Source organism: Herminiimonas glaciei, from assembly GCF_042664955.1.
Taxonomy (GTDB): Bacteria; Pseudomonadota; Gammaproteobacteria; order Burkholderiales; family Burkholderiaceae_D; genus Oxalicibacterium; species Oxalicibacterium glaciei.
In genome coordinates this window covers 1,087,986-1,102,937 of record NZ_JBHTBU010000002.1, presented here as the reverse complement: position 1 = coordinate 1,102,937, position 14,952 = coordinate 1,087,986, and the positions used below count along the sequence as shown (strand labels likewise).

Below are 14,952 nucleotides of genomic sequence, written 5' to 3'. Positions count from 1 at the left end.
GGAATGGCGTTTTACCGGTTTTTCAGGCCGGTTACGAACATTGCCTTTTTCACAAACAAATATGACCAAACACGCATGAGGCAGTTGCTACTCGATTTACCCGCCGAAAAACCACAGACGCTGGACAGCTTCGTGGTCGGCACCAACGCCGAACTGGCGCAATTGCTGCACCGCCTGGCCGCCGGCCAGCCAAATGGCCTGGATGAACGCTTCGTCTACCTGTGGGGCGAGGCCGGTGCCGGCAAAACCCACCTGCTGCGCGCAATGGCTGAAACGCCGCAAGCGCGCTATCTCGATAGCGACGCCGGCGTAGATAATTTCCTGTATGAAGCGGCAACCACCCTGTATTTAATCGACGATAGCCACAAACTGGCGCCAGATGCGCAAATCGCCGCCTTCGCGCTGTTTAACCAGGTACGCGAACAAGGCGGCTGCCTGCTGGCGGCCGGCAACGCCGCACCGGCCAGCCTTACCGTGCGGGAAGATTTGCGTACGCGGTTCGGCTGGGGCCTGATTTATCAGGTGCATGGCTTGAGCGACGATGAAAAAATCGCCGCCCTCACGCATGCAGCGAATGCGCGCGGACTGACGCTGTCGCCGGGCGTGTTACCCTACCTCATTACGCATTTTGCGCGCGATATGCGCTCTTTATCGGCGATGCTGGACGCCCTCGACCAATATTCACTGGAAACCAAACGCCCGATTACCCTGCCCCTGCTGCGCGAGTTGCTGCAGCGACAGGATTAACACATTCCGAAGCACATTCATGACAAACCTGGCTTTATTTGACCTCGACCACACGCTGATCCCGCTCGACTCCGATTATGAATGGGGTCAATTCCTGTCCCGCACCGGCGCGGTGGATCGCGAAGCTTTTGCCAAACGCAACGCCGAGTTCTTTGCACAATATCAAAATGGCACGCTGGATCCGCAGGAATACCTGGAATTCGCGCTCGGTACGCTGGCGCAATTCCCACGCAGCCAGCTCGACGCCTGGCACCGGGAATTCATGGATGAAGTCATCCACCCGGTCCTACTGCCTTCAGCCCGCGATTTATTGAAAAAGCACCAGGATGCCGGCGACCTGGTGGCCATCGTCACCGCCACCAACCGCTTCGTCACTGCGCCTATCGCGCAGGCGCTGAATGTCGAGCATTTGCTGGCCGCCGAGCCGGAACTCAAGCCGGATGGCAACCTGACCGGAAAACTAGTTGGCATTCCAACCTCAGGCGCGGGTAAAATCGCACATACCAATGCGTGGCTGGCCGCGCGCGGCCTTACATTAAAGGATTTCGAACGCAGCTATTTCTATAGCGACTCGCAAGCCGATATTCCCTTGTTGTCCATCGTCACTCACCCGATTGCAACCAACCCCAACGCCTTGCTGACTGCGCACGCTAAAGCGCAGGGCTGGACTATCATCAATCTCTTCAATGATTAAAAAGCTTATCCGTCGCATCCTCGGCACCAAACAAAAAACCGGCGACACCACCCAGCCTGTCGTATTGACTGCGAAAGAACATCGCATCGATCCCAAGCTGGTATCCGCCAATGCCGTACGCGTCACCAGTACCCTGCAACAGGCCGGCTTCAAGGCCTTCCTGGTCGGCGGCGCGGTACGCGATTTGCTGCTGGGTGTGAAGCCGAAGGACTTTGATATCGCCACCAATGCGACGCCGGAACAAGTCAAACGCCTGTTCCGCCGTGCCTTCATCATCGGCAAACGTTTCCAGATCGTGCATGTGATGTTCGGCCAGGACTTGCTCGAAGTCACCACCTTCCGTGGCGCCTCGACCGAAGCCGCACCAAAAGATGAACATGGCCGCGTACTGCGCGACAACACTTTTGGCGAACAACATGAAGATGCGCTGCGCCGCGATTTCACCATCAATGCGATGTACTACGATCCGGCCACGCAAACCGTGCTGGACTATCACGGCGGCATGGCCGATATCCGTAACAAGACCTTGCGCATCATCGGGGTGCCGGAAGCACGTTACCGTGAAGACCCGGTGCGCATGCTGCGCGTCGTACGCTTCGCCGCCAAACTGAATTTCTCCATCGATCCCGAAACCAGCGCTCCGATCCGAGTAATGGCCCCGTTGATCAACAATGTGCCGGCCGCACGCGTGTTCGATGAAATGCTGAAGCTGCTGATGAGCGGCTCCGCCCTCGCCTGCCTGCAGCAATTGCGCAAGGAAGGTCTGCATCACGGCTTGCTGCCTTTGCTGGACGTCGTGCTTGAACAACCGCTGGGTGAAAAGTTTGTGCGCCTCGCTTTGGCCAGCACCGATGAGCGTGTCAAACAAGGCAAACCGGTCTCGCCCGGCTTCCTGTTTGCTTCGCTGCTGTGGCATCAGGTCCTGGAAAAGTGGAAGGCCTACCAGGCGGCGGGTGAATATCCGATCCCGGCCTTGCACCTGGCTGCCGATGATGTGTTGAACACGCAAACCGACAAGCTCGCACTGCAACGCAAGATCGCATCCGATATGCGCGATATCTGGGCCATGCAGCCGCGCTTTGAACGCCGCATCGGCAAGTCGCCGTACAAGCTGCTCGAACACCTGCGTATGCGTGCCGGCTACGACTTCCTGTTGCTGCGTTGCGCGTCCGGTGAAATCGATAGCGAAATCGGCGAATGGTGGACCGCCTTCATGGAAGCCGACGGTCCCGGTCGCGAAGCCTTGCTGGCGAAGAAACCGAGCAGCACCGCTGAAGCAGCACCTGCCAAGAAACGACCACGTCGTCGTCGTTCACGCTCGACCGGTGGTGGCGCCGGCGGCACGACCAAAGCCGAATGACCGCAGTCACCGCCTACATCGCCATAGGCTCGAACCTGGGCGATGCCCGGGATCATGTCTTGTACGCCTTGCGCGAGCTGGATCAGCTCGCATCCACTCGCCTGCTCGCACAGTCATCGCTGTTCCGTACCGCACCGATAGATTCCAACGGCGACGATTACATCAATGCGGTTGCATCTGTCAGCACCAGCCTGCCGGCCGAAGAATTGCTGCAGGCTTTATTGGCGCTGGAACAGACACGCGGTCGTGAACGTCCTTACTTCAACGCACCGCGCACGCTGGATCTCGACTTGCTGCTGTATGGTGACGCAGTGATCAACACCGACACACTGACCGTGCCGCATCCACGCATGACCAGCCGCGCCTTCGTATTAATCCCATTACTGCAAATCGATCCCTTCGTCCAGATCCCGGGACTGGGGGCAGCACATCAGTTTGCACCGGCGGTAGCGGGCCAGGCCATTAGCAAGCTGGCCTGATATCTTTATCCGCCTCCCCAGCGCCACACTCACATACTGATTACTCAATACACGAGGCCAGCATGCAAATACCTGTAATCGTCCAAACCGTCGGCTTGCTGACGCTGTCGAATGTCTTCATGACCGTCGCCTGGTACGGTCACCTGAAAGGACTGGCATCCAAGCCGTGGTGGATCGCCGCATTGATCAGCTGGGGCATCGCGCTGTTCGAATACCTGCTGCAAGTACCTGCCAACCGCATCGGCTATACCCAGTTCAGTTTGGCCCAACTGAAAATTATGCAAGAAGCGATTACACTCACGGTGTTCGTGCCATTTGCCATCGTCTTCATGGACCAGCCGTTCAAGCTGGATTATGTCTGGGCCGCACTCTGCCTGGTCGGAGCGGTTTATTTCATCTTCCGCACCTGATACCGTCTGCAGTGCCACCGCAACATCGCTTATAGAAACGGTCAAGAAAAGATCTTATGGATTTAGATAAATACAAATACATCGTCGTCGAAGGTGCCATCGGTGCCGGCAAGACCACGCTCGCTCGCAAACTGGCAGCCCAACTCGGTGCGCAAACCCTGCTGGAACTACCGGAAGAAAATCCCTTCCTTGAAAAGTTCTACCGCGACGCCGCACGTTACGCCCTGCCGACGCAAATGTTTTTCCTGTTGCAACGCATGAATCAGCTGCGCGACCTGGCGCAACCGGATTTATTCGATGCACGCATCGTGTCCGACTTCCTGCTCGACAAAGATCCTATCTTTGCGCGCCTGACATTGAGTGATGACGAACTTGCTCTCTACCAGCAACTGTACGATCACCTGCGCCCGCAAGCGCCGTTGCCGGACCTCGTCATCTACCTGCAGGCGGAACCGCAAACCCTGATTGATCGCATCAAGAAGCGCGGCATTCCTATGGAAGCCGGTATTTCGGAAAACTATATGCATCGCCTGTGCGAAAGCTATAGCCGCATCTTTTACGAATACGATACAGCGCCGCTGCTGATCGTCAATACCGAACATTTGAACCCGATTGATAATGATGAAGACTTTGCGTTGTTGTTGACACGCATTGCCAGCATGCGCGGAAAACGCGAATTTTTTAGCCGTGGAGAATAAGCATGTCCAGCTATTTGCAAGAAGCACGTACCAAAGCCGTAACGATTCCATCGCTGCTCGCGATGAAAGAGCGCGGTGAAAAAATCACCATGCTGACCGCCTACGATGCCAGCTTTGCATCGATGATGGATACCTGCGGCGTAGAGATGCTGCTGATCGGCGATTCACTCGGTATGGTTTGCCAGGGACACAATTCAACCTTGCCGGTCACGATAGAAGACGTCGCTTATCACACCGCCTGTGTGGCACGCGGTTCCAAGACTGCATTCGTCATGTCCGACATGCCTTTCGGTTCTTATGCAAACAAGGAAGAAGCGTTCAAGAACGCGGTCAAACTGGTGCAAGCCGGCGCGCAAATGGTCAAGATAGAAGGCGGTGTCTGGATGGCTGACACCGTGCGCTTTTTGACCGAACGTGCGATCCCGGTCATGGTGCACCTGGGCCTGACGCCGCAATTCGTCCACCAGTTTGGTGGCTACAAAGTACAGGGCAAGACAGCAGAAGCAGCGGAAAAGATGAAAAACGAGGCGCTGGTATTACAGGATGCCGGTGCCGACATGTTATTGCTGGAAGCCATTCCTGCCTCGCTCGGCAAGGAAATCACGGAACTGGTCAGGATACCTACTATCGGTATCGGTGCAGGTCCTGATTGCTCCGGCCAGGTATTGGTATTGCACGACTACATCAATGTCTTCCCCGGCAAGAAAGCACGCTTCGTGCGCAACTTCATGGAAGGCCAGACCAGTATAGAAGGCGCCACGCGTGCCTATGTTGCTGCCGTCAAGGACGGTTCCTTCCCGGCACCGGAACACTGCTTCTGAAAATAAAAAAGCCTGTTCGTAATGAACAGGCTTTTTTCATACCGGACTAAATTTGCTGCTTACAGCTGTTGTGCCGCAAAAGTATTGCAATCATTCAGCTGGCCGCGCTGTATGCCACGCTGGAACCAGCGTACCCGCTGCGCCGAAGTACCATGCGTGAACGAGTCCGGCACCACCACACCCTGCGATTGTTTTTGCAAGGCATCGTCACCAATTGCGCTGGCCGCTTTCAGTGCACTTTCCACATCACCGTCTTCCAGAATGCTGCGTGCCTGGTTCGCATGGTAAGCCCAGACCCCGGCAAAGCAATCCGCCTGTAACTCAACCTTCACCGACAAGGCATTCGCCTGCTTCTGTGTACCACCGCGACGTGCCTGGTCAACCTTGTCCATAATGCCGCTGATGTGCTGCACATGATGACCGACCTCATGTGCAATCACATAGGCTTGCGCAAAGTTGCTGGAAACACGGAAGCGGTCACGCATGGTCTGGAAAAATTCCAGGTCGATATATACCTTCTGGTCGCCCGGGCAGTAGAAAGGTCCTGCCGCCGTATCGCCAGTACCGCAGGCGGTCGGTGTCTGGCCGGAAAACAAGACCAGTTTCGGTTTGATATAAGACGCACCGCTATCGCGGAAAATCGGGGTCCATACATCTTCAGTGTCAGCCAGCACGGTTGCGACAAAACGTGCGGTCTGGTCATCCGCCGGCGGCCGTTGCGCCGGTGCCTGCTGCGATTGCAACTGGCCGGGACCACCGCTGAGCAGGCTGATGATGGTAGCCGGATTGATACCGAGGAAGTAGGAACCGAGCAAGGCGATCACGATAGTGCCTATGCCTATCGAGCGACCGCCGAAACCACCGCCGCCACTACCGCGCCTGTCTTCTACATTGTCGCTTTCGCGATTGCCTTCCCATTTCATGCGGCCTCCCCCGGCTTAAAACACGTTCCGCTAGCTTAGCGTTTTTCCAGTTGCTCGTAACGGGCAAAACTATTCTTCAGTTTTTCGTCGGCAGCATCCGGGCTATTAATCGTCACGTCCAGATCGTTCAGCAAACCGTCTTTCAAGCCATACACCCAACCGTGTATCGTCAGGTCCTGGCCGTTTTCCCAGGCATCCTGCACGATAGTGGTACGGCAGACGTTGGCTACCTGCTCAATCACGTTCAACTCGCACAGGCGATCATGCTGGGCCTGGGTCGGCAAAGCATCACCCAGATAACGGCCATGCTTTTGATGCACATCCTGCACGTGGCGCAGCCAGTTATCGGCCAGCCCGACACGACGCCCTGTCATCGCGGCGTGTACGCCCGAGCAACCATAGTGACCACAAACGATCACATGCTTGACGCGCAATACATCAATCGCAAACTGCAACACGGACAGGCAGTTCAAATCCGAATGCGCGACCACATTGGCGATATTGCGATGGACGAATAATTCGCCCGGCTGCAAGTCGACAATTTCATTTGCCGGGACCCGGCTGTCGGAACAGCCTATCCATAAATATTCGGGAGATTGCTGGGCGGCAAGTTTGGCGAAGAACTCCGGATCTTGCGCCACCATCGATGCTGCCCAATGTCGGTTTTTCTGAAACAGTTGTTCCAATTCAAGCGGTTCTTTTTTAGTCATCTTTTTCTATCATGCTGCGGACTGGCTACGCCGACGGCGTAGCCGCGATGGCTGCCATTTTATCTGGAATTGAACATCCCGGATAAAGAGCATTGCGCAGCGTGAAAACTATATGTGCGGGGAAAGGCCCGCTTTACGGTTCTGCTAACAGTTGTCGTTTGAGCTTGTCATCTACCGGTTTGTTACCCAGCCAGATGCGCAGTACGGCATTGTAGAAAGGTGTGTCAGCCAGCGGCTCAAGTATGCGCTTGCCATTCAGTTGCACCGTCATGCCCGCAGCAGGTAACCAATCCACCTGCAAGGCATCGCCTTCCTTCAACTGGGCAACGGATGCAAACATCGTATTGAATTTCGCCATCGAGGGTGCCAGCGTCGCACGCTCCGCCGCATCGGTGTTTTGCTCTATGCCGGTAGCAAATGCCTTGGCGAACTCATCGCTGGCAACGTCGCGCAACATTACGATGCTGACACGCCGTGCTCCCGTAGCCGCCAGTACATCGGCGGTCGAGGTTTTCTTTTCAGGCAGGTATAAACCCACTACATACACTTTGAAGATCAGCTTGCTGCGTATACCCGCCCCGTTCAGGCGCAAATCCTGATTCGCCAGCCGTACACTGTCATCCAGCCTGACCCCGGCCACTTCGACTGCTGCTGCGTTGCTGGCGAAGAACACGGCACTGCTTAAGGCCAGGATACAGCCTATAGCCCGGAACGGTTTCATAGTGTCTCCTGTGGTGGATGTGGAACCAGCATAGAAGCTTACGGCCCGGTGATCAACAAAAAAAATGCCGGTCGAATAATCGACCGGCATTTGGCAGGATTCAGGAAAGCTTACTCAAAGAATTCCTTGACCTTGTCTTTCCATGACTTGGTTTGCGGGCTGTGCTTGGAACCACCTTCTATCGTCAGTTGCTCAAACTCACGCATCAACTCTTTCTGGCGTTCGGTCAGGGTGACAGGTGTTTCCACCACCACGTGGCAGAACAGGTCGCCGGCATAGCCGGAACGTACACCCTTGATCCCTTTGCTGCGCAGGCGGAAGGTTTTACCCGACTGCGTACCTTCAGGAATCGTGAACGAAGCCTTGCCGTTCAGTGTCGGCACTTCGATTTCACCGCCCAATGCCGCTTTGGCAAACGAGATCGGAATCTCGCAATGCAAATCGTCACCATCGCGCTGGAACATTGGATGCTGCTTGATGCGGATTTCCACATACAGGTCGCCTGGCGGGCCGCCATTCATGCCCGGTTCACCGTTGCCGGACGAACGGATGCGCATGCCATCATCAATACCGGACGGGATTTTGACTTCCAGTGTCTTGTTGCGCTTGATCTTGCCGGCGCCGCTACAGGTACCGCAAGGCGACGGATTGATCTTGCCGCTACCATGGCATTTCGGACAGGTTTGCAGCACGCTGAAGAAGCCTTGCTGCATGCGGACCTGGCCATGACCACCGCAAGTCGTACAGTTGACCGGCGAAGTACCCGGCTTGGCACCGCTGCCATCGCAGGTTTCACAGTTGTCCCACGACGGTACACGTATCGTCGTGTCGTAACCATGCGCCGCCTGTTCCAGCGTAATTTCCAGGTTGTAGCGCAAATCGGCACCGCGATATACCTGCGGGCCGCCACGACCACCGCGACCACCACCGGCCTGGCCAAAAATGTCGCCAAAAATGTCGCCGAAGGCATCGGCAAAACCGCCGCCACCTCCGCCGCCACCCATATTCGGATCCACGCCGGCATGGCCATAGCGGTCATACGCGTCGCGTTTTTGCGGATCGGACAGCATCTCGTAGGCTTCTTTTGCCTCTTTGAATTTATCTTCCGCGCCCTTGCTGTCCGGATTGCGATCCGGATGGTGTTTCATTGCAAGCTTGCGATACGCCTTCTTGATTTCCTCGTCGGAAGCGCTCTTCCCTACGCCAAGAATTTCGTAAAAATCACGTTTTGCCATTTTGTAGGCGCCTTGTTCTATCTAAACTAAAACGCCGAATCGACGGTTTTTTAAGAACCATTCGACCCGGCGAGTCTGCACAGTACAGACGATGACAAACGCAAGACACTTCAAGACAGAAATTTGAAGTATCAAGCGGTGTCATGTATCCGACCGCTTGACCAATAAAAATTATTTGTCTTTCACTTCTTTGAAGTCAGCATCCACTACATCATCTTGCTGTGGTTTGCTGTCAGCGTGGTTGTGACCGGCATCACCTGCACCAGCATCACCACCGGCTGCACCTGCTGCCTGCTGCGCTTGCATATCGGCATACATTTTTTCACCGAGTTTTTGCGCTGCAGTCGTCACGGCTGCGGATTTTTCATCGATGGCCGCCTTGTCGCTGCCCTTCAATGCTTCTTCCAGCTCAGCAATCGCTGCTTCGATTTTTTCTTTCTCGCCGGCTTCCAGCTTGTCGCCGTATTCGGTCAAGGCTTTACGCGTCGAATGCACCAATGCATCGCCCTGGTTGTGTGCTTCTGCCAGTTCTTTCAGGCGTTTGTCTTCTTCTGCATTGGCTTCTGCATCCTGCACCATCTTTTGAATTTCTTCTTCGGTCAAACCGGAGTTTGCCTTGATGGTGATCTTGTTTTCCTTGCCGGTTGCCTTGTCTTTCGCGCCGACGTGCAAGATACCGTTGGCATCGATGTCGAAGGTCACTTCAATTTGCGGCGTACCACGTGCTGATGGTGGAATGCCTTCCAGATTGAATTCGCCCAGGGCCTTGTTACCAACTGCCATCTCGCGTTCACCCTGGAACACTTTGATGGTGACCGCAGGCTGATTGTCGTCCGCAGTCGAGAACACCTGGCTGAACTTGGTCGGGATGGTAGTGTTCTTTTGGATCATTTTGGTCATCACGCCACCCAGGGTTTCAATACCCAGCGACAACGGTGTCACGTCGAGCAACAACAGATCTTTACGATCGCCGGACAGAACCGAACCCTGGATCGCAGCACCGACAGCAACTGCTTCATCCGGATTCACGTCTTTACGTGGATCCTTGCCGAAGAAGTCTTTTACGGTTTCCTGCACTTTAGGCATACGGGTCATACCGCCGACCAGGATGATGTCATCGATGTCGGAAACTTTAACGCCAGCATCCTTGATCGCGGTGCGGCATGGTTCGATGGTTTTCGAGATCAGTTCTTCAACCAGCGATTCCAGTTTTGCACGGGTGATTTTCAAGTTCAAATGCACCGGTGCGCCGTTCGCCATCGCGATGTACGGTTCGTTGATTTCAGTTTGTTGCGACGACGACAGTTCGATCTTCGCGCGCTCAGCCGATGCTTTGATACGTTGCAGTGCAATCGCATCCTTGCTCAGGTCGAGGCCGTTGATTTTCTTGAATTCGTCGATGATGTAATCGATGATGCGTTGATCGAAATCTTCACCGCCCAGGAAGGTGTCGCCATTGGTCGACAGCACTTCGAATTGCATTTCACCATCCACGTCCGCGATCTCGATGATCGAGATATCGAAGGTGCCGCCGCCCAGATCGTACACGGCGATCTTGCGGTCACCCTTGCCGCCTTTGTCGAGGCCGAAGGCCAGCGCCGCAGCGGTTGGTTCGTTGATGATGCGCTTGACGTCCAGACCAGCGATACGGCCTGCGTCCTTGGTTGCCTGGCGTTGTGCATCGTTGAAGTAAGCAGGAACCGTAATGACGGCTTCAGTCACTTCTTCACCGAGGTAGTCTTCGGCAGTTTTTTTCATTTTGCGCAGGATTTCTGCAGAGATTTGCTGTGCGGCCAGCTTTTTGTCACGCACGGAAATCCATGCGTCACCGTTGTCGGCTTTGACGATTTGATACGGCATCATGCCGATATCTTTCTGCACTTCTTTTTCGTCGAATTTACGGCCGATCAGACGCTTGACTGCGTACAGCGTGTTTTTTGGATTGGTGACTGCCTGGCGCTTGGCCGGCGCACCGACCAGGATTTCGCCGTCTTCCTGATATGCGATCACGGAGGGCGTAGTACGCGCACCTTCCGAGTTTTCGATAACTTTCGGCTTGCCACCTTCCATGATTGCTACGCAGGAGTTGGTCGTACCTAAGTCAATACCGATTATTTTGCCCATGATGGAATTTCCCTTAATGTCTGTGATGCGAAACTGTTAAATACAAAATTTGTTAACGTCAATATGTGGCGTAAACAGATGCTTTCAAGTTATTTTTCTTGTGCAACCGTTACCAGCGCTGGACGCAACAAGCGATCTGCAATCAGATAGCCCTTTTGCAGCGTGTTGACGACTGTGTTTGGTTCCTGGTCTGCAGGAACCAGCGACATCGCCTGGTGCTTCATTGGATCCAGTTTGTCGCCCTGCTGTGGTTTGATTTCCAGCAGGCGATTCTTCTCGAACGCAGCATTGAGCTGTTTCAAGGTCATTTCCACGCCTTCCTTCAGTGATTCGACGGAAGGTGTTTCTACTTGCAACGCCATTTCCAGGCTGTCTTTCACCGGCAACAGCATTTCGGCAAAGCCTTCAATCGCGAATTTGTGCGCACGGGTCACATCTTCCTGGGCGCGACGACGGAAATTCTCGACTTCGGCTTTTGCACGCAAGAATGAGTCCTGCAATTCCTGTACGAGCAATTGGGACGCCGCGAGCTGCTCCTCCAAAGTAGGAGTAGGTGCAGAAGCCGCCTCAGCCGTTACCGGATCTTCGATCGACGCTGCTTGCTCAGCGTATTTATCTTGGTCTTGCATGAAAAAATCTCCAACAATCAATGAGTTATGACAAAAAATGCCAATGCGACAGTGCACATGGGGTTATCCCACACTATTTCAAGGGGTATTCCTGCGGACTTAGCAAAAATTCACGAAAAGCGATGATAAGCGCAGCAGTGGTGTCGTTGTTACAAAATTTCCCTGTTCATGGGATGGCATTTTTCCCGGCACGGACTAGGCTGTAATCAGGTGGCGGTATTCACCGCCACTGCTGCCGACAGGAGCCAGTCATGAAACTGCCGCTTATTTCCATGTCGATCCTTGCCTATACCGCCATGGCGACCACGGTTATTTGTTATACGACATTGTAAAACAATGCGCCTATCACTTAGCAGTCACAGCAGGGCAAAAGCGCGTATAGGCTGCTTTTACCCTCAATAAATGGGGGTTTATTGCAAAAATTCAAGGTTTTCCATATAAAAAGGCCCGTTTGGGCCGTTTTTATTGGTCCGCGCCAAGACGCCTGGCCTCTTCCCGTGAAATATGCGCCTGCTGCTCCTGCTCTTCGCGCAGCGAAGGTGGAACGATAGTCGGCCAGCCGATCAGGTGCAACTCCGTAATTTCCGCCATTGCCTTGATCCATGCATCGTCTTCATTCAGGCAGCCGATGTAGTTGAAGTCCTTGCCGCCGGCACTCATGAAATCATGGCGCGCTTCCATTGCGATTTCTTCCAGGGTTTCCAGGCAATCGCTGGTAAAACCCGGGCAAATTACGTCGACCCGGCCCATGCCTTCTTTCGCCAGCTTCTGCAGCGTCGGTGCGGTATAGGGTTGCAGCCATTCCGCCTTGCCAAAACGCGACTGGAAGGTGACCATGTATTGATCCGGCGTCAGCTCCAGTTCCTTGGCCAGCAGGCGCGCGGTTTTATGGCATTCGCAATGATAGGGGTCACCCAACGTCAGTGTGCGTTTGGGCACGCCGTGGAAACTCATGACCAGCTTGTCCGGTCGCCCGACCATGTCCCAATGCGCCAGCACCGATTTGCGCAAGGCACGGATGTAGGCATCGTGGTCGTGGTAATGCTTGATGAAGCGCAACTCTGGCACATTACGTTCCTGCGTGTAATGACTGAATACGGCGTCGAAGATGGATGCCGTCGTGGTGCCGGAATACTGCGGGTACGCCGGCAGGAACAGGATGCGTTCACAGCCGTCAGCCTTGAGCTGGCGCAGCACATCCGGCAGTGCCGGTTGGCCATAACGCATCGCATACACCACTTTGACTTTATGGCCGCGTTCGCCGAGGTAACCGTTCAGCAATTTGGCCTGCTTCTCGGTATGCACCTTCAGCGGTGAGCCTTCATTACTCCAGATCGACGCATATTTCCTGGCCGATTGTCCTGAACGAAATGGCAGGATGATCAGGTGCAGGATGAACCACCAGATGGCGCGCGGAATTTCCACTACACGCGGATCGGATAAAAATTGCTTGAGGTAACGCCTTACCGCAGACGTGGTGGGAGCATCGGGAGTGCCGAGGTTGACCAGCACAACGGCAGTTTTCGGCGTACTGCCATGGATATACGGCGGTTCTGTTCTAAAGGACATGAGCTCTCAATATTATTGGTCTTATGGGAAGCGGCGCCGCAGCGTCGCATGAATAAGCTTAGCTCAGTTTGCCAGCAATTCGCGTGCATGCGAACGGGTGGTGGCCGTGATTTCCAGCCCACCCAGCATACGGGCAATTTCCTCTACACGTGCATTACTATCCAGTGCATCGATAGACGACGCGGTTTTGCCATTGCTGCTTTGCTTGCTGACCTGGAAATGCTGGTTGGCCTGGCTCGCGACTTGCGGTAAATGAGTGACACACAATACCTGGCGATCCTGCCCGAGGCGGCGCAAGAGGCGGCCGACTACTTCCGCCACACCGCCACCGATACCGCTGTCGACTTCATCGAAAATCAGTGTAGGTGTCGCAGTCGCGCTCGACGTAATGACAGAAATAGCGAGTGCAATACGTGCCAGCTCGCCACCGGACGCGACCTTGGCCAGTGGCCGCGGCGTGGTACCGGCATGCGCCGCCACCATGAATTCAATTTGCTCCAGACCATATGAAGCTGGTTCGCACGGCTGCAAGGCAATTGCAAATTTGCCGCCGGTCATGCTGAGCTCCTGCATCGCGGCAGTGACTGCATCGCCCAACGCCTTGGCGGCTTTGCTGCGCGCCTTCGTGAGTTTCTGCGCTGCGCTGGTGTAGGCGGCTTTCAGTTTTTCTTCCTGCGCGCGCAAGGCATCGAGGTCACTGGCATCAGCCAGTTGCTTCAGCTGTGCCGACAGGGTTTCGAGTTCCTGCGGCAAATCGTCAGCCGCGACACGGAATTTACGTGAAGCCGAATGGATATTTTCCAGTCGCACTTCGACCTCGCGCAGGCGCGCCGGATCAAGCTCGACCCGGCTCAGGTAATCGTTGAGTGTGTAAACCGCTTCCTGCAACTGGATGCGCGCCGGTTCCAGTGCATCCAGCACCGGCTGCAAACCGGCGTCGAGATCGACCAGTTTACCGATACGCGTATTGAGCGAAGACAGTTGCGACAACATCGGAGTGTCGGCTTCTGAGATCAGGCTCAGTGCTTCCTGTGCGCCTTCGATCAGGCTGGCTGCATGCGACAGGCGGCTGTGCTCATTGCTGATGTCGGTCCACTCACCCGGCTTGACCGCGAGTTTTTCCAACTCGCCGACTTGCCACTCCAGGCGCTCGCGCTCCAGCAATACATTCTTCGCATTGGTTTCGAATTCTTCCCGTTGTCGCGCCAGTGCGCGCCAGGTTTTGTATGCGGCGGCAACCGCCTTGACCTCGTCCTGCAAACCGGCCTGGTTATCCAGCAGCACACGTTGCGCATCGGTTTTCAACAGGGATTGGTGCGCATGCTGGCCGTGGATATCGACCAGTTTTTCGCCCAGCTCGCGCAATTGCGTTGCGGTGGCGACGATGCCATTGATGAAGGCTTTGGAACGACCGGCGTTGTCGATTACGCGACGCAACAAGGCACCGCCATCTTCATTGCTGAATTCATTTTCCGCCAGCCACGCATCCAGTTCCGCACTGGCGGAAAACTCGGCGGTGATATCGGCTTTGGCAGCGCCCTCGCGCACAACGCTGGCGTCGCCACGACCGCCCAGCGCCAGGGCCAGCGCATCAATCAGGATGGATTTACCGGCGCCGGTTTCGCCGGTAAACACCGAGAAACCTGGGGCAAATTCCAGTTCGATGACATCGACAATGACAAAATCACGGATGGAGAGCGTGCGCAGCATGGGGATAGTGCGTTCCAGTTCATGCGTCCTCGTCACAATGCACTAATGGCGGATGTGACAGGCAGACGTTTAAATTCAAGTGATACAGGGGATAAGCGCTCGCAAGCCATAGCCGCACAACG

Annotated in this window: 15 protein-coding genes; 7 read left to right on the top strand and 8 right to left on the bottom strand. The window is 55.1% G+C overall.

The features are described from left to right. The first annotated feature begins 75 nt into the window (after nucleotides 1-75). The 7 genes from hda to panB all read left to right on the top strand — a co-directional run bounded on the left by hda (nucleotide 76) and on the right by panB (nucleotide 5,209). A complete protein-coding gene (gene hda / locus ACFQPC_RS16140; protein WP_382272859.1) occupies nucleotides 76-747 on the top strand; it encodes a DnaA regulatory inactivator Hda in 672 nt (223 codons plus the stop codon). A gap of 19 nt (nucleotides 748-766) precedes the next feature. Further along, nucleotides 767-1,441 (top strand): histidinol-phosphatase, encoded by a 675-nt coding sequence (locus ACFQPC_RS16135; protein WP_382272858.1) that lies wholly within the window; start codon nucleotides 767-769, stop codon nucleotides 1,439-1,441. Then, nucleotides 1,434-2,801, top strand: a complete 1,368-nt coding sequence (gene pcnB, locus ACFQPC_RS16130) for a polynucleotide adenylyltransferase PcnB (RefSeq protein ID WP_382272857.1) — start codon at nucleotides 1,434-1,436, stop codon at nucleotides 2,799-2,801. The genes ACFQPC_RS16135 and pcnB overlap by 8 nt, the downstream gene beginning before the upstream one ends. Further along, nucleotides 2,798-3,280, top strand: a complete 483-nt coding sequence (gene folK / locus ACFQPC_RS16125; RefSeq protein ID WP_382272856.1) for a 2-amino-4-hydroxy-6-hydroxymethyldihydropteridine diphosphokinase — start codon at nucleotides 2,798-2,800, stop codon at nucleotides 3,278-3,280. Before pcnB ends, folK begins: the two co-directional genes overlap by 4 nt. 62 nt (nucleotides 3,281-3,342) lie before the next feature. Continuing rightward, complete coding sequence (locus tag ACFQPC_RS16120; protein ID WP_382272855.1) at nucleotides 3,343-3,690, top strand: DMT family protein; 348 nt, start codon at nucleotides 3,343-3,345, stop codon at nucleotides 3,688-3,690. 56 nt (nucleotides 3,691-3,746) lie between these two features. Beyond that, nucleotides 3,747-4,388 carry a deoxynucleoside kinase gene (locus ACFQPC_RS16115; protein ID WP_012080726.1) on the top strand — a complete coding sequence of 214 codons (642 nt, stop codon included), beginning with the start codon at nucleotides 3,747-3,749 and terminating at the stop codon, nucleotides 4,386-4,388. A gap of 2 nt (nucleotides 4,389-4,390) precedes the next feature. After that, nucleotides 4,391-5,209, top strand: coding sequence for a 3-methyl-2-oxobutanoate hydroxymethyltransferase (gene panB / locus ACFQPC_RS16110; protein ID WP_382272854.1), 819 nt, complete (start codon nucleotides 4,391-4,393; stop codon nucleotides 5,207-5,209). 59 nt (nucleotides 5,210-5,268) lie between these two features. Here the strand turns inward: panB and ypfJ are convergent, their stop codons facing one another. The 8 genes from ypfJ to recN form a co-directional block, all read right to left on the bottom strand. Then, nucleotides 5,269-6,132: a KPN_02809 family neutral zinc metallopeptidase gene (ypfJ, locus tag ACFQPC_RS16105; protein WP_012080728.1), complete on the bottom strand. Its 864-nt coding sequence runs from the start codon at nucleotides 6,130-6,132 to the stop codon at nucleotides 5,269-5,271. 35 nt (nucleotides 6,133-6,167) lie between these two features. Then, on the bottom strand, nucleotides 6,168-6,842 hold the full coding sequence (gene can / locus ACFQPC_RS16100; protein ID WP_382272853.1) for a carbonate dehydratase: 675 nt from the start codon (nucleotides 6,840-6,842) through the stop codon (nucleotides 6,168-6,170). Nucleotides 6,843-6,975: 133 nt separating this feature from the next. Further along, nucleotides 6,976-7,563, bottom strand: a complete 588-nt coding sequence (locus tag ACFQPC_RS16095; RefSeq protein ID WP_382272852.1) for a chalcone isomerase family protein — start codon at nucleotides 7,561-7,563, stop codon at nucleotides 6,976-6,978. 110 nt (nucleotides 7,564-7,673) lie between these two features. Next, entirely contained in the window at nucleotides 7,674-8,798 is a 1,125-nt protein-coding gene (gene dnaJ, locus ACFQPC_RS16090; RefSeq protein WP_382272851.1) for a molecular chaperone DnaJ, read from the bottom strand. 171 nt (nucleotides 8,799-8,969) lie between these two features. Further along, nucleotides 8,970-10,922 (bottom strand): molecular chaperone DnaK, encoded by a 1,953-nt coding sequence (gene dnaK, locus ACFQPC_RS16085; protein ID WP_382272850.1) that lies wholly within the window; start codon nucleotides 10,920-10,922, stop codon nucleotides 8,970-8,972. An 89-nt stretch (nucleotides 10,923-11,011) separates the two neighbouring features. Further along, nucleotides 11,012-11,551 (bottom strand): nucleotide exchange factor GrpE, encoded by a 540-nt coding sequence (gene grpE, locus ACFQPC_RS16080; protein WP_382272849.1) that lies wholly within the window; start codon nucleotides 11,549-11,551, stop codon nucleotides 11,012-11,014. 462 nt (nucleotides 11,552-12,013) lie between these two features. After that, entirely contained in the window at nucleotides 12,014-13,120 is a 1,107-nt protein-coding gene (hemH, locus tag ACFQPC_RS16075; RefSeq protein WP_382272848.1) for a ferrochelatase, read from the bottom strand. Nucleotides 13,121-13,183: 63 nt separating this feature from the next. Further along, nucleotides 13,184-14,830: a DNA repair protein RecN gene (gene recN, locus ACFQPC_RS16070; RefSeq protein ID WP_382272963.1), complete on the bottom strand. Its 1,647-nt coding sequence runs from the start codon at nucleotides 14,828-14,830 to the stop codon at nucleotides 13,184-13,186. Nucleotides 14,831-14,952: the final 122 nt, after the last annotated feature.